Genomic DNA, 17,898 nt, shown 5'->3' on the forward strand with positions numbered 1-17,898 from the left:
GTAGCCTCGGCGCCATGCCCCGCCTGACCGCGCTGCTGCTGCTGCTTCCCGCCTGGATGGCGGCCGGTGCGCCGGTATCGGGGGCCGGGGCGCAGCCGCTGACGGGGCTGGCGGTGCCGGACGGGCAGGCGGTGGTGGTGCCGCCACGCCCTGCCGGGCTTCCGCCGCCACGCGACGCCGCGGCCGGCGCATCCCGGCCGGTGCAGACGCCGCCCGCCGCATCGCCGGTGGGAACACCGCTGGCCGCTCCGCCGCTGCCGGTGCTGCTGCCCGGGGTGGTCGCCGGCGGGGGCCTGGCGGCCGGGCTGCCGCTGCTGCTGCCGGCCGCCGCCGCGCTGCTGCTGGGGACGACGCTGCCGGGCTCCGGCGGCGCCGGCGGGGCACCGGCCGGCACCCGCTGAACCCGCCTGCGCCAGGCGCCTGGTTGGACGCCGCCCCGCGCCTGCGGCATCCTGGCCTCCGACTCATCCGGGACGCAGCAGACATGGCAACGCGGGAGGGTGCGGTTTCGCGCGCCCTGGGCTTCTTCGACGATGGCGGCTTCGAGCGGCTGCTGGGCGAGCTGGTCGCCATCCCCTCCACCTCGCAGGAGGAAGCGGCGGCGCCGGCGCTGGCCGCCTATCTGGACCAGGCGATGACGCCATGGCTGGAGCGGCTGGGCTTCACCGTCACCATCCACGCCAACCCGCTGGAGGGTTTCGGCCCCATCCTGACCGCCCTGCGCATCGAGGATCCGGCGCGGCCGACCGTGCTGCTCTACGGCCATGGCGACACGGTGCGCGGGCTGGAGGACCAGTGGCGCGCGGGCCTCGCGCCCTGGCAGGTGACACCGGAGGCCGGCCGCTGGTACGGCCGCGGCACCGCCGACAACAAGGGCCAGCACGCGCTGAACCTGGCAGCGCTGGAGGCGGTGCTGGCGGAACGCGGCGGGCGGCTGGGCGCCAACATCAAGCTGGTGATCGAGATGGCGGAGGAACGCGGCTCCAAGGGCCTGCGCGAATTCGTCGCGGCCCATGCGGCCGAGCTGGCGGCCGATGCGCTGATCGCCTCCGACGGGCCGCGGGTGGAGCCGGCGGTGCCGACGATCGCGGTCGGCACCCGCGGCACCTACCATTTCGACCTGGTGGTGAGCCTGCGCGACGGCGGCGTGCATTCCGGCCATTGGGGCGGGCTGACGCGGGACCCGGCGGTGCTGCTGTCGCATGCCATCGCCACCATCATCGACCGCGACGGCCGCATCCTGGTGCGCGACTGGCTGCCGGAAGGCGGCGTGCCGGCCCCGGTGAAGGCGGTGCTGGAAGGCTGCCCGGTGGGCGGCGGCGACGGGGCGGCCACCATCGACGCAGGGTGGGGGGAGCCGGGGCTGACCCCGGCCGAGAAGATCTATGGCTGGAACAGCTTCATCGTGCTGGCCATGACCTCCGGCCGGCCGGAGAATCCGGTGAATGCGGTGGCGCCTTCCGCCCGCGCGCATTGCCAGATCCGCTACACGGTGGATGCGGCGCCGGAGCGCTTCGCCCCGGCGCTGCGGGCGCATCTGGACGCGCAGGGCCTGCAGGCGGTGCAGATCGAACAGGCCTTCATCCGCATGCCGGCCAGCCGAACGGACCCGAACCACCCCTGGGTGGGCTGGACGCAGCGTTCCATGGCGCGGACGCTGGGCAAGACGGTGCAGATCATCCCCAGCAGTTCCGGCGGCCTGCCGGGCGATGTCTTCGTGGACCATCTGGGCGTGCCGCTGGTGTGGATTCCCCACAGCTACAATGGCTGCAAGCAGCATGGGCCGGACGAGCACCTGCTGATCGCCGCCGCGCGGGAAGGCATCGCCGCCTTCGCCGGCATCTGGTGGGACCTGGGTGAGGCTGAGACGCCACGCCGGGGCGGCTGATCGCGGCTGATCGCGCCCTGCTACGCGCGGTTACGCTTCCTCACCCTGCGGCACCCCGCCGGACACGCCCCTGTTGCATGGGGGGACCATCTTCCGGGTGTGGCCGGCGCCCCGTCGGCCAGAACAACCCGAGGAAGATGATCATGCTCTCCAAGAAGATCGCCCTGTTCGCCGGCGCCGCCCTGACGCTGGCGGCCGGCGCCCTGCCGGCCCTGGCGCAGCCCGGCCCCGGTGCCGGCCCCGGCGGCCAGGGGCATGGCCGTGGCGGCTTCGCCATGGGCGAGGCCTTCGCCCGCGCCGATGCGAACAATGATGGCAGCGTCAGCCGCGACGAGGGCTGGACCTGGCTGCAGGCGCGGTTCCAGGAGGTGGACGCCGACCGCGACGGCGGCGTGACGGTGGAGGAATTCCGCAGCTTGGCCCAGGCCCGCATGGGCCGCCGCGGCCCGCCGCAGCGCGCCGAGCAGCATGGCCAGGCGATGTTCCGGGCGCTGGACGCGAACAGCGACGGCAAGGTCTCGCTGGAGGAAATCCGCCCCTTCGCCGAGGCGATGTTCCGCGGCCGCGATGCGAATGCCGACGGCGCGCTGACGCGCGAGGAAGTGCGGCCCGCCCGTGGCGGCCCGCGCGGCCATCACCATGGCGAGCGCGGCGAGCGTCGCGGCCCGCCGGCGGCGCCGCAGTCCAACTGACGCGGCGCGACGGGCCTGGCCCTGCGGGGCCAGGCCGCGCGCAACGGCCACTGGGCCGGCGGGCCATGCCCGCCGGCCCTTCGCGCATGCGGGGGCGGCACCCTGGGCGAGGGCGGCCGGTCAATTCGACGAAGGTGGGGGAGAGGCCGGGATGGTGGGCGCGACAGGGATTGAACCTGTGACCCCCGCCGTGTGAAGGCGATGCTCTACCGCTGAGCTACGCGCCCATCCCGGGATGCGGGGGATAGGGCGGGGGGCAGGGGTGTGTCAAGCGGGCGGCGCGCACCTTGGCAGCGGCCCGGCGCGGCCGATATCCATGGCATGCGATTCCTCCTCCCCCTTCTGGCACTGCTTCTGCCCGGCCTGCCGGCTGCCGCGCAGCCGGTCCGCGCCGTCTATGATGTCTATGCGGCCGGCATGACGGTGCTGCAGCTGGAGGCGACCTTCGACGTGTCGGCGGAGGGCTACCGGGTGGAGACCCGCTTCCGCACCCGTGGCATCGCCGCCACCTTCGTGCCGGGCGAGCAGGTTTCCCGCGTCCAGGGCCAGTGGTCGGGCGCGGCGGCGACGCCGGGCCGCTATCTCTCGGAAGGGGTCTGGCGTGGCCGGGCGCGGCGCATCCTGCTGGCCTGGCAGGATGGCGACCCGCAGGTGCTGGCGCTGGAGCCGGAGGAGACGGAGGAGCGGGAGGCGGTGCCGGTGGCGGACCGGCGCGGCACCATCGATGCGCTGTCGGCGATGGCGCTGCTGTCGCGCAACGTGGCCCGGGACGGCGCCTGCGAAGGCGCGGCGCAGGTCTTCGACGGCCGGCGCCGCAGCGATTTCGCCAGCAGCACGGCGGGGCGGGAACGCATCCGCCCCTGGCGCGGCGCCTGGCATGGCGACGCGCTGCGCTGCGCCTTCGAGGGAAGGCAGGTCGCCGGCTTCCTGCGCGACCAGGCGCGCGGCGACGCGGCGACACCGCAGCGCGGCACGGCCTGGATTGCCGCGCCCTTCCCGGGTGCCCCGCCCATCCCGGTGCGGATCGAGATCCCCAGCCGCTGGTTCGGCACGGCAACCGCCGTGCTGCTGGAGGCGCGGCCCTCAGCCGTCGCCGATCGCCGCCAGTAGGGCGGCCAGGTCGCGCGGCCGTTCGGCAATCGGCGCGCCGCCGGCCATGGCGCGCGGGCCATACCCCCAGCCGGCGAAGATGGGCTTCACCCCGGCCCCGGCGGCGGCGGCCATGTCGTTGTGGTGGTCGCCGATCATCACGGCGCCGGCCGGCGTGCCCCCCGCATCGCGCAGCGTCGCCAGCAGATGCGCCGGGTCCGGCTTGCGCACCGGGTAGGAATCGCCCCCGCCGATGGCGGCGAAGCGCCCGGCCAGGCCCAGCGCCCGCAGCAATGTGATCGCCGGCTCCACCGGCTTGTTGGTGCAGACGGCAAGCCGCCAGCCGGCCGCCATGGCAGTGTCCAGCGCCGCCGATATGCCGTCGAAGGGCGCCGTCTCCACCGCGGCATTGGCGCCGTAATCGGCCAGGAAGCTGTCCAGCGCGGCCGGGTCGAAGGTGGCACCGCGGGCGGCAAGGGCACGTTCCACCAGCACCTTGGCGCCATCGCCGATCATGCCGACGACCTCCGCCCGGCGGAAGCCGGGCAGGCCGCGGGCGGCCATCAGCCGGTCGAGCGCGGCATGCAGATCCGGCGCGCTGTCCACCAGCGTTCCGTCGAGGTCGAATACGGCGATGCGGTCCATGGCCCCGGATAGGGCCGCGGAAGGGGGCGGGCAAGACGGCGCCCGTCATCCCGCGCAATCGGACGTGACCCCGCAACCATCTTGCGGCGCGGCCGGCGCTCGGACTACGCGGAGGGCATGAAAACGATCGCCGTCATCCTCGCCGCCGGCCTCGGAACCCGCATGCGCTCGCGCCTGCCCAAGGCGCTGCATCCGATCGCCGGGCGGCCGATGCTGCAGCACCTGCTGGCCGCGGCGACCGGGGTGTTCGACGGCGCCATCGTCGTCGCCGGGCCGGACATGCCGGAGTTGCACAGGGCCGCGGCGCCGCATCCGGTGGTCGTGCAGGCGGACCGGCTGGGCACCGGCCATGCGGCGTTGCAGGCGGCAGCCCTGCTGGAGGGTTTCGAGGGCGATGTCGCGGTGCTCTACGCCGACAACCCGCTGATCACCCCGGAGACGCTGCGCCGCCTGCTGGCGGCGAGGCAGGAGCCTGACCAGCCGCCCGGTCTCGCGCTGCTGGCCATGCGCCCGGACGACCCCGCCCGCTACGGCCGCGTCCTCACCGATGCCGACGGTGACGTGCAGGAGGTGGTGGAATGGGCCGATGCCAGCGCCGAACAGCGTGCGATCGGCCTGTGCAATGCCGGCGTGCTCTGCGCCCCGGCGGCCGCGCTGCTGGGCTGGCTGCGGGCGATCGGCAACGACAACGCCAAGGGCGAATACTACCTGACCGATGTGGTGGCCCTGGCCCGCCGGGCCGGCCAGCGCGTGGTGGCGGTGGAGGCGCCGGAGGCCGAGCTGCGCGGCATCAACAGCCGCATCGAGCTGGCGGCGGCGGAGGCCACGGCCCAGGCGCGGCTGCGCGCCGCGGCGATGGAAGGCGGCGCCACGCTGGTGCAGCCGGACAGCGTGGTGTTCAGCCACGACACGCGCCTCGGCCAGGATGTCACCGTGGGGCCCAGCGTGGTGTTCGGCCCCGGCGTGACGGTGGAGGATGGCGTGGAGATCCGCGCCTTCAGCCACCTGGAAGGCTGCACGGTGCGGCAGGGCGCCATCATCGGCCCCTTCGCCCGGCTGCGCCCCGGCACCGTGATCGAGCGCGGCGGCCATGTCGGCAATTTCGTGGAGCTGAAGGCCGCGGTGCTGGGGGAGGGGGCGAAGGCCAACCACCTGAGCTACCTGGGCGACGCCACCATCGGCGCAGGGGCCAACATCGGCGCCGGCACCATCACCTGCAACTACGACGGCGTGAACAAGCACCGGACCGAGATCGGCGCCGGCGCCTTCATCGGCTCCGACACGGCGCTGGTGGCGCCGGTGAAGGTCGGTGCCCGGGCGCTGGTCGCCGCCGGCAGCGTGATCACGGAAGACGTGCCGGACGACGCCATGGCCATCGCCCGCGGCCGCCAGGCCAACAAGGCGGGGCGGGGCTTCCGCGCCAAGGGGGGGAAAGCCTGATGTGTGGCATCGTCGGTGTCGTCGGACGGGAAGCGGCGGCCCCGCGGCTGCTGGAGGCGCTGCGGCGCCTGGAGTATCGCGGCTATGACAGCGCCGGCGTCGCCACGCTGGTGAACGGCCACATCGAGCGGCGTCGCGCCGAGGGCAAGCTGATGAATTTGGCGACGGTGCTGGACCGCAGCCCGCTGCCCGGGACCACCGGCATCGGCCACACCCGCTGGGCAACCCATGGCGCGCCGGTGGAGCGCAACGCCCATCCGCATGGCACGCCGCGCGTCAGCGTGGTGCACAACGGCATCATCGAGAACCACGCGGAACTGCGCGCGGAGCTTGAGGCCAAGGGCCAGTGCTTCGAGACGGAGACCGACACCGAGACCTTCGCCCGCCTGGTGGACTGGCACCTGCAGCAGGGTGCCGCGCCGGAACAGGCGGCCAGCCTGGCGCTGCGCCGGGTGCATGGCGCCTTCGCGCTGGCGATGATGTTCGCCGGCCACCCGAGCAAGCTGATCGCCGCCCGCCAGGGCGCGCCGCTGGCCATCGGCTTCGGCGAGGGCGAGATGTTCGTGGGCTCCGACGCGCTGGCGCTGGCGCCGCTGACGCGCCGCATCGCCTATCTGGAGGAAGGCGACTGGGCGGTGGTCTCCGACCGCGGGGCCGCGTTCTTCGATGCCGAGGACCGGCCGGTTGAGCGCGCCGTGCGGCTGACCTCGCTCTCCGGCGCCGCGGTGGGCAAGGGCAATTTCCGCCACTTCATGGAGAAGGAGCTGCACGAGCACCCGGCGGTGCTGGGCGATACGCTGCAGCAGTATCTCGACCCCGGCTCCCGCGCCGTGTCGCTGCCGCCGTTGCCCTTCGACCCGGCGACGGTGCCGCGGCTGACCATGTCCGCCTGCGGCAGCGCCTTCCTGGCGGCGCAGGTGGGGCGGTACTGGATCGAGCAGCTGGCGCGCATCCCCGTGGATGCCGATGTGGCGAGCGAATTGCGCTACCGCGAGCCGCCGCTGGCGGAGGGCGGCGGCGCCATCCTGGTGTCCCAGTCCGGGGAGACGGCGGACACCATGGCGGCGCTGCGCCTGCTGCGCGCCGGCGGGCAGAAGGTGCTGTCCGTGGTCAATGTGCCGGAAAGCAGCATGGCGCGGGAAAGCGACGGCGCGCTGCTGACGGTGGCGGGGCCGGAGATCGGCGTCGCCTCCACCAAGGCCTTCACCGCGCAGCTGGCGCTGCTGGCCTGCCTGGCCATCGGCTTCGGCCGGGCGCGCGGCAAGCTGGACGAGGCGCAGGCCCGGCTGCTGGCGCATACCCTGACCGAGGTGCCCGGCCACGCCGCGCAGATCCTCGAACAGGACGAGGAAATCCGCGCCATGGCGGCGGAGGTGGCCAAGGCGCGGGACGTGCTGTTCCTCGGCCGCGGCGCGCTGATGCCGATTGCCATGGAGGGCGCGCTGAAGCTGAAGGAACTGTCCTACATCCATGCCGAAGGCTACCCGGCCGGGGAGATGAAGCACGGCCCCATCGCGCTGATCGACAGCGCCGTGCCGGTGATCGCGCTGTGCCCGACCGGCCCGCTGTTCGAGAAGACGGCGTCCAACCTGCAGGAGGCCGCGGCGCGCGGCGGCCGGATCATGGCGCTGACCGATGCGGTAGGCGCCCGCGCGCTGCGCGGCTTCGCGGAGCGGGTGATCGTTCTGCCGACGGTGCATCCCTTTGCCGCGCCGATCCTGCACGCCATCCCGGTGCAGGTGCTGGCCTATCACGTCGCCGTGCTGAAGGGCACGGATGTGGACCAGCCGCGCAACCTGGCGAAGAGCGTCACGGTGGAGTGAGGCGGGCCGCCCGGCGCACCCCCGGGGTGGCCGGGCGTTCTGTTCAGCGGCGGGGCCAGCGCCTATCTTCCGCCCCTGACGAGGGAGAGGAAGCGCCACCATGCTGGACGCCACCGCGAAGCTGCCGCTGAAGGACCCGGACCTGTTCCGACAGGCCAATTGCATTGGCGGCGCCTGGGTGCAGGCCGCAAGCGGCAAGACCATCGAGGTCCGCAACCCCGCCTCGGGCGAGATCGTCGGCCGGGTGCCGGCGCTGTCCGCCGCGGAGACCCGCCGCGCCATCGAGGCCGCGCAGGCCGCCTTCGCCGGCTGGCGCGCGATGCTGGCCAAGGAACGCGCGGCGATCCTGCGCCGGCTGAACGACCTGATGCTGGCCAATGCCGACGACCTGGCCACCATCATGACGGCGGAGCAGGGCAAGCCCTTCGCGGAAGCGAAGGGCGAGATCGCCTATGCGGCCTCCTTCATCGAATGGTTCGCCGAGGAAGCCAAGCGCATCTACGGCGACACCATCCCGCAGAACGCCCAGGGCCGCCGCATCCTGGTGATGAAGGAGCCGATCGGCGTCTTCGCCGCGATCACGCCCTGGAACTTCCCGGCGGCGATGATCACCCGCAAGGCCGGCCCCGGCTGGGCCGCGGGCTGCACCGGGGTGATCCGCCCGGCCTCGCAGACCCCCTTCAGCGCCCTGGCGCTGGCCGTGCTGGCGGAACGCGCCGGCATGCCGCCGGGCGTGTGCAACGTCATCACCGGGCCTTCGGGCGAGACGGGCGGGGAGCTGACCGCCAACCCGCTCGTGCGCAAGCTGTCCTTCACTGGCTCCACCGAGGTGGGGCGCACGCTGCTGGCGCAATGCGCGCCGACCATCAAGAAGACCTCGATGGAACTCGGCGGCAACGCGCCCTTCATCGTCTTCGACGACGCCGATTTGGATGCGGCGGTGGCCGGCACCATGGCGTCGAAATACCGCAACACCGGCCAGACCTGCGTCTGCGCCAACCGCATCCTGGTGCAGGACGGCGTCTTCGACGCCTTCGCCGCCAAGCTGAAGGTGGCGGTGGAGGCGCTGAAGGTCGGCGATGGCATGGAGCCGGGCGTGACCCAGGGCCCGCTCATCAACGCCGATGCCGTGAAGAAGGTGGAGGAGCACATCGCCGATGCGACGGCGAAGGGTGCCACAGTGCTGACCGGCGGCAAGCGCCACGCCCGCGGCGGCAATTTCTTCGAGCCGACCATCCTGGCCGACGTGCCGCCCGGCGCCATGGTGTTCCGCGAGGAGACCTTCGGCCCGGTCGCGCCGCTGTTCCGCTTCAAGACCGAGGCGGAGGCGATTGCCCTCGCCAATGACAGCGAGTTCGGCCTGGCCGCCTATTTCTACGCCCGCGACATCGGCCGCATCTTCCGCGTGGCGGAGGCGATCGAGGCCGGGATCATCGGCATCAACGAGGGGCTGATCTCGACCGAGGTCGCGCCCTTCGGCGGGGTGAAGCAGAGCGGGCTCGGGCGCGAAGGGTCGAAGTACGGGATCGAGGATTATCTCGAGATCAAGTACCTGGCGCTGGGCGGCATCGGGGGCTGACCGAGGGCCGGAGGCCCCCACCACCCCACCACCTACCAGCGCAGGGGAGGGAGCAGACTCTCCCCGAGCCGGGGGCGGCAGGGTCGAGGCCCGCTCCCGCGCCACGCGTCGCGTGCTATCGAAGTACCTGCTTCGACCTCGGATTGGGGATTGGCGATGACCTACGACTTCGATCTTTTCGTCATCGGCGGCGGCTCCGCCGGCGTGCGCTGCGCGCGCATCGCCGCCGGCCACGGTGCCCGCGTCGGCGTGGCGGAGGAGCGGTTCTGGGGCGGCACCTGCGTCAATGTCGGCTGCGTGCCGAAGAAGATCATGGTGAACGCCACCGAATACGGCCAGTGGTCCGCGGATGCGGCCGCCTTCGGCTGGGATGTCGAGGTCAAGGGCCATGACTGGGCCCGGCTGGCAGAAGCCCGGGACCGGGAGGTGGCGCGGCTGTCCGGCATCTACGGCAAGCTGCTGATGGGCGCCGGCGTCACCACCTTCGATGCCCGCGCCAGCTTCATCGACGCCCACACGTTGCAGGTCGGCGACCGGCGGGTGACGGCGGAGCGCATCCTGGTGGCCACCGGCGGCACGGCGCTGCGGCTGGAGATCCCGGGCGCGGAGCTGGGGCTGATCTCCGACGACCTCTTCACCCTGCCGACGCTGCCGAAGCGGGTGGTGGTGATCGGCGCCGGCTACATCGCGCTGGAATTCGCCTGCATCCTGCGCGGCCTGGGGGCGGAGGTGGATGTGATGTACCGCGCCGCCCTGCCGCTGCGCGGCTTCGACGACGACATCCGCGCCGCGGTGGTGGAGGCGCTGACCGAGCAGGGCATCCGCCTGAACCCGGACGTCTCCCCCACCCGGATCACCCAGGTGAACGGGCATTTGATGGTCGGCATGTCCAACAATTTCATGCGGGAGGCCGATGCGGTGTTCTTCTGCACCGGCCGCGCCCCCAACACCCGGGGCCTCGGCCTGGAGAAGGTCGGGGTGGAGACCAACGCCGCCGGCGCCGTGGTGGTGGATGAGGAACACCGCAGCAGCCAGCCCCACATCTATGCCCTGGGCGATGTGATCGACCGGGTGAACCTGACGCCGATGGCCACCGCCACCGGCCATGCGCTGGCCGACACGCTGTTCGGCAACAAGCCGCGCAGGGCCTCCTACGACAACGTGCCCACCGCGGTCTTCACCAACCCGCCGATCGGCACGGTGGGGCTTTCCGAGCAGGAAGCGGCGGCGCGCGGGCCGGTGGATGTCTTTGTCACCCGCTTCACCCCCATGCGCCACACCATCAGCGGCCGCCCGGGCCGCCGCACCCTGATGAAGCTGGTGGTCTGCCAGCGCACCAACCGGGTGCTGGGCGCGCATATGCTGGGGGAGGATGCGGCGGAGATCATGCAGGGCATCGGCATCGCGGTGGGCATGGGCGCCACCAAGGCGGATTTCGACCGCACCATCGGCATCCACCCGACAGCGGCGGAGGAATTCGTCACCCTGCGGACCCGGGCGCGCGAAGCCGGCGTCCAGCCGCCGCGGCAGGAGGCCGCCGAATAGCCAGAGTTTCATAATCGCCGCCCTGGCGCTAAGCTTGGCGCCAGGAGTGGAGCACGGACCATAATGAACGCGCGTGTGTGGACCCCGGACAGCTGGCGGGCGATGCCCATCCGGCAGGTTCCGGACTATCCCAACCCGGCCCATCTGCGGGCCATCGAGGATAAGGTCCGTCGATTTCCACCGCTGGTTTTTGCCGGTGAGGCGGATCGGCTGAAAGCCCAGCTGGCACGCGCGGGGGATGGCCATGCCTTCGTCCTGCAGGGCGGCGACTGCGCGGAGAGCTTCGCCGAGTTCCACGCCAACACCATCCGCGACACCTTCCGGGTGCTGCTGCAGATGGCGGTGGTGCTGACCTTCGGCGCCTCCCTGCCGGTGGTGAAGCTGGGCCGCATGGCCGGCCAGTTCGCCAAGCCGCGCAGCAGCGACAGCGAGACGATCGAGGGCGTGACCCTGCCCTCCTACCGCGGCGACATCGTCAACGGGCCGGACTTCACCCCGGAAGCGCGGGTGCCGGACCCGGCGCGGATGGAATTCGCCTATCTGCAATCGGCGGCGACGCTGAACCTGCTGCGCGCCTTCGCCACCGGCGGCTATGCCGACCTGCACCAGGTGCATCGCTGGAACCTGGACTTCGCCGCCCGCAGCCCGCTGGCCGACCGCTATGAGGGCCTGGCGCACCGGATCGATGAGACGCTGCGCTTCATGGGCGCCTGCGGCATGTCCGACCTGCCCCAGGTGCGGGAGACGGAGTTCTACACCTCCCACGAATCGCTGCTGCTGCCCTTCGAGGAGGCGCTGACCCGCCAGCCCTCCACCCATCCCGGCCGGCATTTCGCCTGTTCCGCGCATTTCCTCTGGATCGGCGACCGCACGCGTCAGCCGGATGGCGCGCATGTGGAATTCCTGCGCGGGGTGGCCAACCCGATCGGCATGAAGGTCGGCCCGACCATGGAGCCGGACGAGCTGGTGCGGCTGACCGAGATCCTGAACCCGGCGAATGAGAAGGGGCGCCTGACCCTGATCGCGCGCATGGGGGCGGAGAAGGTGGGCGCCAAGCTGCCGTCCCTGCTGGCCGCGGTGCGCCGCGCCGGGCGCAACGTGGTGTGGCTGTGCGACCCGATGCACGGCAACACGGTGAAGGCCGGGGCGTACAAGACCCGGTCCTTCGACGCGATCCTGTCGGAAATCCGCCGCTTCTTCGACTGCCACGCGGCGGAGGGCACCACCCCCGGCGGCGTGCATGTCGAGATGACCGGCCAGAATGTCACCGAATGCCTGGGCGGTGCGCACCGGATGACGGAGGCGGACCTGGCCGCCAACTACGCCACCTTCTGCGACCCGCGGCTGAACGCCGAGCAGTCGCTGGAACTGGCCTTCCTGATCGCGGAGGAGTTGAAGGCGCGCCGGCCTGGCCTGGCGACGCTGCCGGCCCGGGCGGCACAGTGACCGCGATACCGCCGGCCGGCCGCGCCTTGCCGCCGGCGCTGGACGACATACCGGCCTGGACCGACAGCTACTTCAACCGCACCCGCGCGGTGGTGGAGCAGTTCGGCGATTGCCGCGTGACCTATGCGGTGTTCCTGCGGCGCCCGGTGATCTCGGCACCGCGGCTGGCGACCGATTTCCTGGCCGCCGTGGCGGAACGCCGGAACACAAGCTTCGAGGTGGAGGTGATGCACCGGGAGGGCGACTGGGTCGGCGCCGGCGACCCGATCTTCTATCTCTCGGGCTCCTTCGCCCGGCTGGCGGACCTCGAGACGATCCTGCTGCAGAAGCTGGGTGCGGCCTGTGTCGCCGCGCACAACGCCTACCAGATGTGCCTGGAACTGCCGCAGGTGCCTTTCCTGGCCATGGAGGCGCGGCACTGCGCCGGCGCCGAGATGCAGGAGATGATGGCCTATGCGGCCGCCATCGGCAGCGAGGCGGCGCGGCGCGAAGGCGCCAGGGGCTTTCTCGGCAATGCCAATGACGCCACGGCGCATTGGTTCGGCGCGGCGCGCGGGCGCGGCACCATGCCGCACGCCCTGATCGGCTATGCCGGGTCCACCGTCCGCGCGGCGGAGATGTTCCACGAGACCTTCCCGGCCGAGGACCTGACCGTGCTGGTGGACTATTTCGGGCGCGAGGTCACCGACAGCCTGGCGGTCTGCCGGCGCTTCCCCGACCTGGCTGCGGCCGGGCGGATGGCGGTGCGGCTGGACACCCATGGCGGCCGGTTCCTGGAAGGGCTGGACCCCGGCGAATCCTATGCCGTGCTGGAACGCCACGCGCCCCAGGCGGTGCGGCGCTACCGCAGCGAGACGGAATTGCGCCACCTGGTCGGCACCGGCGTTTCCGCCGCCGCCATCTGGCGGATCCGGGAGGTGCTGGACGAAGCCGGCTTCGAGAAGGTGCGGATCGTCGCCTCCTCCGGCTTCGGCGTCGGCAAATGCCGCGTTATGGCGGAGGCCAGGGCGCCGATCGACATTGTCGGCACCGGCTCCTTCATCCCCGATGCCTGGAGCGAGACCTACGCCACGGCCGACATCGTCGCCTATGATGGCGTGCCGCGGGTGAAGGTCGGCCGCGAATTCCTGCTGCGCAACGGCGCCCGGCGCCGCGGCCAGGGCTGATCAACGCATCTGGACGCCGCGCTGGCCACGCGCGGCGGCTTCCGCCATCAGTTTCTGTTCCTGCTGCGCGCCCTCGGCATCCGTGAAGAAGGTGAAGATGGCGAAGCGGTGCCCGGCGGTGACGGGCAGCGCCTCGTGCAGCAGGTCGCAGCCGAAGATGGCGCAGCCGCCGGCCTCCGGCTCGTATTCCTCGGTGCCGTATTCCGGAAAGCGCAGCGTGCCGCCGCGATAATCGCCGGTGTTCAGGTTCAGGCTCATCGCGAAGCGCCGATGCGCGGTGAAGGGGGTGCGGTTGTCCCGGTGCGCGCCGAAGGCGCCGGCGGTCTCGGCGGCGTAGCAGCCGATGCGCGGCGCCTCGAAGCGCGCGGCGCGGAAGCGGAAGGCGCGCCACATCTCCGGCAGCACGCGGCGTTCCAGCCGCTGCTGGAAGGTGGCGTACAGCGCGCGGTCGTCCAGGAAGACGTCGCTGCGGCGCTTGATCTCGGCCTGCGGCGCGAAGGTTGCCCCGGCGCGGGAGGCGACGCGGTTCTGCAGCTTCTCGCCCCTGTCCCAATGCGCCAGCAGCGCATCGATGTCGGCCTGTTCCAGGACCCGGGGGATCAGCAGCACCGGCGCGCCGGACCGGCGTGGGGCGGCCGGGCGCTGCACCTCCGGCAGGCTGGCCAGCGCCGCCTGCAGCGCCGTCTCGCCGGCCTGGGCGAAATGCAGGCGTCCGCGCGGGGCGATCACCGCCACGCCGCCATCCGGCAGGCCGAGCCCGGCGAACAGCTTGCGCTCCGGGTCGAACAGCCGTGTCGGGCCGCCCGGCGCCTCCGCCGGTTGCGGCGGGGTCGCCGCCACCAGAAGCAGGTGCCCGGCGCGGTCAGCGGCGGCACGCTCCGCCTCCTCCAGCCTCTGGGGGCCTGGGTGGCGACCCAGGATCAGAACGCGATGGAGCCCGGCGATGGATTGGTGGTGCAGGTCGAACAGCGCCCCGGCCGTGTCCGGCAGCGACAGGGCCGGCAGCAGGTCACCGGGCAGGAAGGGGGTGGGTGCTGGCATGGCGCGTCCTTCCGGTGGATGGGCAAGGCGAGGCTCTCCTATTAGAGTGTCGGTGATGTCCGGCGAAGCGCCCACCCTGATTGCCGCGACAGAAGGCGCCACCCTGGCGGCGCGGGAACGCCGCGTGGGCTATGCCTGCGCCTTCGCGGTGCTGTTCGTCTGGGCCGGATTCCTGATCTCCGCGCGGTTGTCCGCCAGCCAGGCGATCACGCCCTGGGACGTGGCGGCGCTGCGCTATGCCGGCGCCTTCCTCGGCGCGCTGCCGCTGGTGGCGGTGCTGGGGGTGCCGCGCCTGCCGCCCTGGCGGCTGCTGGCCATCCTGGCCATGGCCGCCTTCGGCTTCCCCATCCTGGCCTATCACGGCTTCACCTTCGCGCCCGCCTCGCATGGTGGCGTGATGCTGCCCGGGACGCTGCCCTTCCTGACCGTGGCGCTGGGCGCCGCCTTCCTCGGTGAGCGCTGGACGCGGCGGCGGGTGGCCTCCCTGCTCGTCGTCGCGGCCGGGATCGGCCTGCTGGCCAGCGACACCTTCGGCAGCCATCCCGGCGCCTGGCGGGGCGACCTGCTGTTCCTGGCCGGGTCCTGCTGCTGGGCCGTCTATACCCTGCTGATCCGGCTGTGGGGCATCGGCGCCATGCAGGCCACGCTCTCCATCGCGCTGTGGAGCGCGCCGATCTACCTGCCGGTCTGGTGGCTGCTGCTGCCCTCCACCATTGCCACCGCGCCGCCGGGCGGCGTGGTGTACCAGTTGGCCTACCAGGGCGTGGCGGCGACCCTCCTCGCCGGGCTGCTGTTCACCCGCGCCGTCACCGCGCTGGGCGCGCCGACCACCACGGCGATCACCGCGCTGGTGCCGGGCCTGGCCGCGCTGGCCGCCTGGCCATTGCTGGACGAGCCGCTGGGCATGGCCGGGCTGGCCGGCGTGGCGCTGGTGTCCGCCGGCATGATCCTGGCGGTGATCCGCCCGGCGGCGGCCGCGCGTTGACCCGGGGCGGGGGGGTCCCTAGCTTCCAGCCATCATGACCAACCGCCTCCGCATCGCGCTCGCCCAGATCAATCCGCATGAGGGCGCGCTCGACGCCAATGCGGACCGCATCCGCCAGGCCAGGGCGGACGCCGCCGCGGCCGGGGCGGACCTGCTGGTCACCCCGGAATTCTCCATCGCGGGCTACCCGCCGGAGGATCTGGTGCTGAAGCCCGCCTTCGTCGAAGCCTGCGAGGCCCGCATCGCGGCGCTGGCGGTGGAAACGGCGGATGGCGGCCCGGGCCTCGTCGTCGGCGGCCCCTGGCGGGACGGCGACCGGCTGCACAACGCGCTGTTCCTGCTGGAGGGCGGGCGCATCCTGGCCCGCCGCGCCAAGCATGAGCTGCCGAACTATGGCGTCTTCGACGACAAGCGCGTCTTCATCGCCGGCCCCGCGCCCGGCCCCGTGTCCTTCCGCGGCGTGCGGCTCGGCCTGATGATCTGCGAGGATTGGTGGTTCCCCGCGGTCAGCGAGACGCTGTCCGAAAGCGGGGCGGAAATCCTTATCAGCATCAACGGGTCGCCCTTCGAGGCGGCGAAGCAGGACACCCGCGTGCAGCTTGCCGTGGCCCGGGTGGTGGAGACGGGGCTGCCCTTCGTCTTCCTCAACCAGGTCTGCGGCCAGGACGAGCTGGTGTTCGAGGGGGCCTCCTTCGTGCTGAACGCCGACCGCAGCCTGGCGGTGCAGATGCCGATGTTCGCCGAGCAGGTGGCGATCACCGACTGGACGCGCGGTGAATCCGGCTGGGCCTGCGCGCCGCAGCCGATCCCGCCGGCGGTGCCGCGGCTGGAGCAGATCTACCGCGCCATGATGCTCGGCCTGCGCGACTATGTGGACAAGAACCGCTTCCCCGGCGTGGTGCTGGGCCTGTCGGGTGGCATCGACAGCGCGCTTTCCGCCGCGGTCGCCGCCGATGCGCTGGGGCCGGACCGGGTGCGGGCGGTGATGATGCCCTCCCCCTACACCTCCCGCGAATCGCTGGATGATGCGGAAGGCTGCGCGCAGCTGCTCGGCATCCGCTACGAGAGCATCGCCATCGGCCCGGCAATGGAGGCCATGCAGGGGATGCTGGCCCCGGCCTTCGGCAACCGTCCGGCCGATACCACCGAGGAGAATCTGCAATCCCGCCTGCGCGGGGTGACGCTGATGGCGCTGTCCAACAAGTTCGGCGACATGCTGCTGACCACCGGCAACAAGAGCGAGATGAGCACCGGCTACGCCACGCTGTATGGCGACATGTGCGGCGGCTATTCGGTGCTGAAGGACGTCTGGAAGATGACGGTGTTCGCGCTCTCGCGCTGGCGCAACGCCAACCTCCCGCCCGATGCGCGGGGGCCGGCGGGGCCGGTGATGCCGGACCGCGTCATCACCAAGCCGCCGTCGGCCGAACTCAAGCCGGACCAGACCGACCAGGACACGCTGCCGCCCTATGAGGTGCTGGACGCGATCCTGGAAGGGCTGGTGGAGCGGGAGATGGATGTGGACGCGCTGGTCGCCGCCGGGCATGACCGGGCGACGGTGCTGCGCATCTGGCGGATGCTGGACCGCGCCGAATACAAGCGCCGCCAGGCGCCGCCCGGGGTGAAGATCACGCCACGCGCCTTCGGCCGCGACCGGCGCTACCCCCTGACCAACGGTTTTTCGGGGCTGATCGCATGAGCGACGAGGCGGAGGACGAAGACCCCATCCTGGCCGGCTTCGGCCGGGTGGAGGGGCTGGAGGTGCGGATCATGGACCTGTCCGGTGCCAATGGGGCCGAACCGGTGGAGGTGGTGCGCGGCTTCGAGACGATCGCCCACGCCAACGCCTTCGCCCGGCGCTATGTGCGCGATTCGGTCGATATCTGCCGCGCGCCCGGCATGGATGCGAAGGCGGTGATGGAGGTCTGGGGCCAGTTTGGCCTGGATGCCGAGGTGGTGGGCGCCGAGGAGCAGGGCTGGCGCAGCGCCAATGAACTGGCGGCATTCGCCGCCGCCCGCGCGACGGACCCGGAGGAGCGCAACTGGCGCATCCTGGACCCGCGGCGCGAGGAGGGGGAGGCGGAGGAGGAGGAATAGCGCCTCCGCCCGCCGGTCCCTACTTCACCCAGCCATAGCCCGGTGCCGCATAGACCGGCGCGGGGGCGACGTAGCGCGGCGCGTAATAGACCCTCGGCGGCGGTGCGTAGTAGACCGGCGGCGGCGCGTAGACCACCGGCGGCGGGGCGTAATAGACCGGCGGTGGCGCGTAGTAGAGGACGGGCGGCGGCGCGTAGATCACCGGCGGCGCGGCCAGCGCGCCCAGCGCGGCGCCGACACCGAGGCCCAGCAGCGCCCCGCCGACCACGGCCGCCGCGCCGGACCCGTGATGGTAGCCATGGTAGTGGCCGCGGTGCCGCCAATCGGCCTGCGCGGCGGGCGCGGCCAGCGCCGCGGTGGCCAGGACGAAGGCGAAGAGGGCGGGCTTGAGCTTCACCATGACAGGACTCCTCATCACCGGTAATTAGCACGCCGCGACCCCAGACAATGGCCTGAATTGTA

The 17,898-nt window shown here is 72.2% G+C and carries 16 protein-coding genes and 1 tRNA gene; 13 read left to right on the top strand and 4 right to left on the bottom strand.

Going from position 1 to position 17,898, the window contains the following annotated elements; genetic code table 11:
• Positions 1 to 14: 14 nt before the first annotated feature.
• The 3 genes from HEQ75_RS01625 (at position 15) to HEQ75_RS01635 (ending at position 2,580) form a co-directional block, all read left to right on the top strand.
• On the top strand, positions 15 to 401 hold the full coding sequence (locus HEQ75_RS01625) for a hypothetical protein (protein ID WP_168027179.1): 387 nt from the start codon (positions 15 to 17) through the stop codon (positions 399 to 401).
• Between the two features lie 83 nt (positions 402 to 484).
• The gene (locus HEQ75_RS01630) at positions 485 to 1,888 is read left to right on the top strand and encodes a M20/M25/M40 family metallo-hydrolase (RefSeq protein WP_168027180.1); all 1,404 of its coding nucleotides are present in this window, start codon (positions 485 to 487) and stop codon (positions 1,886 to 1,888) included.
• Positions 1,889 to 2,031: 143 nt separating this feature from the next.
• Complete coding sequence (locus HEQ75_RS01635) at positions 2,032 to 2,580, top strand: EF-hand domain-containing protein (RefSeq protein WP_168027181.1); 549 nt, start codon at positions 2,032 to 2,034, stop codon at positions 2,578 to 2,580.
• Between the two features lie 152 nt (positions 2,581 to 2,732).
• Here the strand turns inward: HEQ75_RS01635 and HEQ75_RS01640 are convergent.
• Positions 2,733 to 2,807: transfer RNA gene (locus HEQ75_RS01640), tRNA-Val, on the bottom strand.
• Positions 2,808 to 2,901: 94 nt separating this feature from the next.
• On the opposite strand from HEQ75_RS01640, the gene HEQ75_RS01645 reads away from it, so the two are divergent.
• The gene (locus tag HEQ75_RS01645) at positions 2,902 to 3,690 is read left to right on the top strand and encodes a DUF3108 domain-containing protein (protein WP_168027182.1); all 789 of its coding nucleotides are present in this window, start codon (positions 2,902 to 2,904) and stop codon (positions 3,688 to 3,690) included.
• Here the strand turns inward: HEQ75_RS01645 and HEQ75_RS01650 are convergent.
• Positions 3,664 to 4,314: an HAD-IA family hydrolase gene (locus HEQ75_RS01650; protein ID WP_168027183.1), complete on the bottom strand. Its 651-nt coding sequence runs from the start codon at positions 4,312 to 4,314 to the stop codon at positions 3,664 to 3,666. The two genes, HEQ75_RS01645 and HEQ75_RS01650, sit on opposite strands and share 27 nt — an antisense overlap.
• A gap of 117 nt (positions 4,315 to 4,431) precedes the next feature.
• Between HEQ75_RS01650 and glmU the strand changes: the two genes are divergently transcribed.
• The 6 genes from glmU (at position 4,432) to HEQ75_RS01680 (ending at position 13,313) form a co-directional block, all read left to right on the top strand.
• Positions 4,432 to 5,754, top strand: coding sequence for a bifunctional UDP-N-acetylglucosamine diphosphorylase/glucosamine-1-phosphate N-acetyltransferase GlmU (gene glmU / locus HEQ75_RS01655; RefSeq protein WP_168027184.1), 1,323 nt, complete (start codon positions 4,432 to 4,434; stop codon positions 5,752 to 5,754).
• On the top strand, positions 5,754 to 7,577 hold the full coding sequence (glmS, locus tag HEQ75_RS01660) for a glutamine--fructose-6-phosphate transaminase (isomerizing) (protein ID WP_168027185.1): 1,824 nt from the start codon (positions 5,754 to 5,756) through the stop codon (positions 7,575 to 7,577). The genes glmU and glmS overlap by 1 nt, the downstream gene beginning before the upstream one ends.
• Before the next feature lie 100 nt (positions 7,578 to 7,677).
• Positions 7,678 to 9,156, top strand: a complete 1,479-nt coding sequence (locus tag HEQ75_RS01665) for an NAD-dependent succinate-semialdehyde dehydrogenase (RefSeq protein ID WP_168027186.1) — start codon at positions 7,678 to 7,680, stop codon at positions 9,154 to 9,156.
• A 156-nt stretch (positions 9,157 to 9,312) separates the two neighbouring features.
• Entirely contained in the window at positions 9,313 to 10,701 is a 1,389-nt protein-coding gene (gorA, locus tag HEQ75_RS01670) for a glutathione-disulfide reductase (protein WP_168027187.1), read from the top strand.
• A 63-nt stretch (positions 10,702 to 10,764) separates the two neighbouring features.
• On the top strand, positions 10,765 to 12,147 hold the full coding sequence (locus HEQ75_RS01675; protein ID WP_168027188.1) for a class II 3-deoxy-7-phosphoheptulonate synthase: 1,383 nt from the start codon (positions 10,765 to 10,767) through the stop codon (positions 12,145 to 12,147).
• The gene (locus HEQ75_RS01680; RefSeq protein WP_407925865.1) at positions 12,144 to 13,313 is read left to right on the top strand and encodes a beta/alpha barrel domain-containing protein; all 1,170 of its coding nucleotides are present in this window, start codon (positions 12,144 to 12,146) and stop codon (positions 13,311 to 13,313) included. Before HEQ75_RS01675 ends, HEQ75_RS01680 begins: the two co-directional genes overlap by 4 nt.
• Here the strand turns inward: HEQ75_RS01680 and HEQ75_RS01685 are convergent, their stop codons facing one another.
• Positions 13,314 to 14,354, bottom strand: a complete 1,041-nt coding sequence (locus tag HEQ75_RS01685) for a 2OG-Fe(II) oxygenase family protein (RefSeq protein WP_168027189.1) — start codon at positions 14,352 to 14,354, stop codon at positions 13,314 to 13,316.
• Between the two features lie 55 nt (positions 14,355 to 14,409).
• Here HEQ75_RS01685 and HEQ75_RS01690 point away from each other — a divergent pair, with 55 nt between their 5' ends.
• Genes HEQ75_RS01690 through HEQ75_RS01700 form a run of 3 tightly spaced genes read left to right on the top strand, consistent with a single transcriptional unit; the run spans position 14,410 to position 17,436 of the window.
• A complete protein-coding gene (locus tag HEQ75_RS01690) occupies positions 14,410 to 15,339 on the top strand; it encodes a DMT family transporter (RefSeq protein ID WP_168027190.1) in 930 nt (309 codons plus the stop codon).
• A 34-nt stretch (positions 15,340 to 15,373) separates the two neighbouring features.
• Complete coding sequence (locus HEQ75_RS01695; RefSeq protein ID WP_168027191.1) at positions 15,374 to 17,038, top strand: NAD+ synthase; 1,665 nt, start codon at positions 15,374 to 15,376, stop codon at positions 17,036 to 17,038.
• Positions 17,035 to 17,436: a hypothetical protein gene (locus HEQ75_RS01700; protein ID WP_235961185.1), complete on the top strand. Its 402-nt coding sequence runs from the start codon at positions 17,035 to 17,037 to the stop codon at positions 17,434 to 17,436. Before HEQ75_RS01695 ends, HEQ75_RS01700 begins: the two co-directional genes overlap by 4 nt.
• A gap of 19 nt (positions 17,437 to 17,455) precedes the next feature.
• Here HEQ75_RS01700 and HEQ75_RS27775 read toward each other — a convergent pair whose 3' ends face one another.
• Positions 17,456 to 17,836, bottom strand: coding sequence for a hypothetical protein (locus HEQ75_RS27775; protein ID WP_209318294.1), 381 nt, complete (start codon positions 17,834 to 17,836; stop codon positions 17,456 to 17,458).
• Positions 17,837 to 17,898: the final 62 nt, after the last annotated feature.

The organism is Falsiroseomonas selenitidurans, assembly GCF_012103215.1.
Classification (GTDB): Bacteria; Pseudomonadota; Alphaproteobacteria; order Acetobacterales; family Acetobacteraceae; genus Falsiroseomonas; species Falsiroseomonas selenitidurans.

What these genes read in the sequence shown, in the direction of transcription:
- HEQ75_RS27775 (WP_209318294.1), bottom strand. Translation starts at nt 17,836, where the DNA reads ATGGTGAAGCTCAAGCCCGCCCTCTTCGCCTTCGTCCTGGCCACCGCG.
- HEQ75_RS01650 (WP_168027183.1), bottom strand. Translation starts at nt 4,314, where the DNA reads ATGGACCGCATCGCCGTATTCGACCTCGACGGAACGCTGGTGGACAGC.
- HEQ75_RS01635 (WP_168027181.1), top strand. Translation starts at nt 2,032, where the DNA reads ATGCTCTCCAAGAAGATCGCCCTGTTCGCCGGCGCCGCCCTGACGCTG.
- HEQ75_RS01700 (WP_235961185.1), top strand. Translation starts at nt 17,035, where the DNA reads ATGAGCGACGAGGCGGAGGACGAAGACCCCATCCTGGCCGGCTTCGGC.
- HEQ75_RS01630 (WP_168027180.1), top strand. Translation starts at nt 485, where the DNA reads ATGGCAACGCGGGAGGGTGCGGTTTCGCGCGCCCTGGGCTTCTTCGAC.
- HEQ75_RS01625 (WP_168027179.1), top strand. Translation starts at nt 15, where the DNA reads ATGCCCCGCCTGACCGCGCTGCTGCTGCTGCTTCCCGCCTGGATGGCG.
- glmU (WP_168027184.1), top strand. Translation starts at nt 4,432, where the DNA reads ATGAAAACGATCGCCGTCATCCTCGCCGCCGGCCTCGGAACCCGCATG.
- HEQ75_RS01665 (WP_168027186.1), top strand. Translation starts at nt 7,678, where the DNA reads ATGCTGGACGCCACCGCGAAGCTGCCGCTGAAGGACCCGGACCTGTTC.
- glmS (WP_168027185.1), top strand. Translation starts at nt 5,754, where the DNA reads ATGTGTGGCATCGTCGGTGTCGTCGGACGGGAAGCGGCGGCCCCGCGG.
- gorA (WP_168027187.1), top strand. Translation starts at nt 9,313, where the DNA reads ATGACCTACGACTTCGATCTTTTCGTCATCGGCGGCGGCTCCGCCGGC.
- HEQ75_RS01685 (WP_168027189.1), bottom strand. Translation starts at nt 14,354, where the DNA reads ATGCCAGCACCCACCCCCTTCCTGCCCGGTGACCTGCTGCCGGCCCTG.
- HEQ75_RS01675 (WP_168027188.1), top strand. Translation starts at nt 10,765, where the DNA reads ATGAACGCGCGTGTGTGGACCCCGGACAGCTGGCGGGCGATGCCCATC.
- HEQ75_RS01690 (WP_168027190.1), top strand. Translation starts at nt 14,410, where the DNA reads ATGTCCGGCGAAGCGCCCACCCTGATTGCCGCGACAGAAGGCGCCACC.
- HEQ75_RS01645 (WP_168027182.1), top strand. Translation starts at nt 2,902, where the DNA reads ATGCGATTCCTCCTCCCCCTTCTGGCACTGCTTCTGCCCGGCCTGCCG.
- HEQ75_RS01695 (WP_168027191.1), top strand. Translation starts at nt 15,374, where the DNA reads ATGACCAACCGCCTCCGCATCGCGCTCGCCCAGATCAATCCGCATGAG.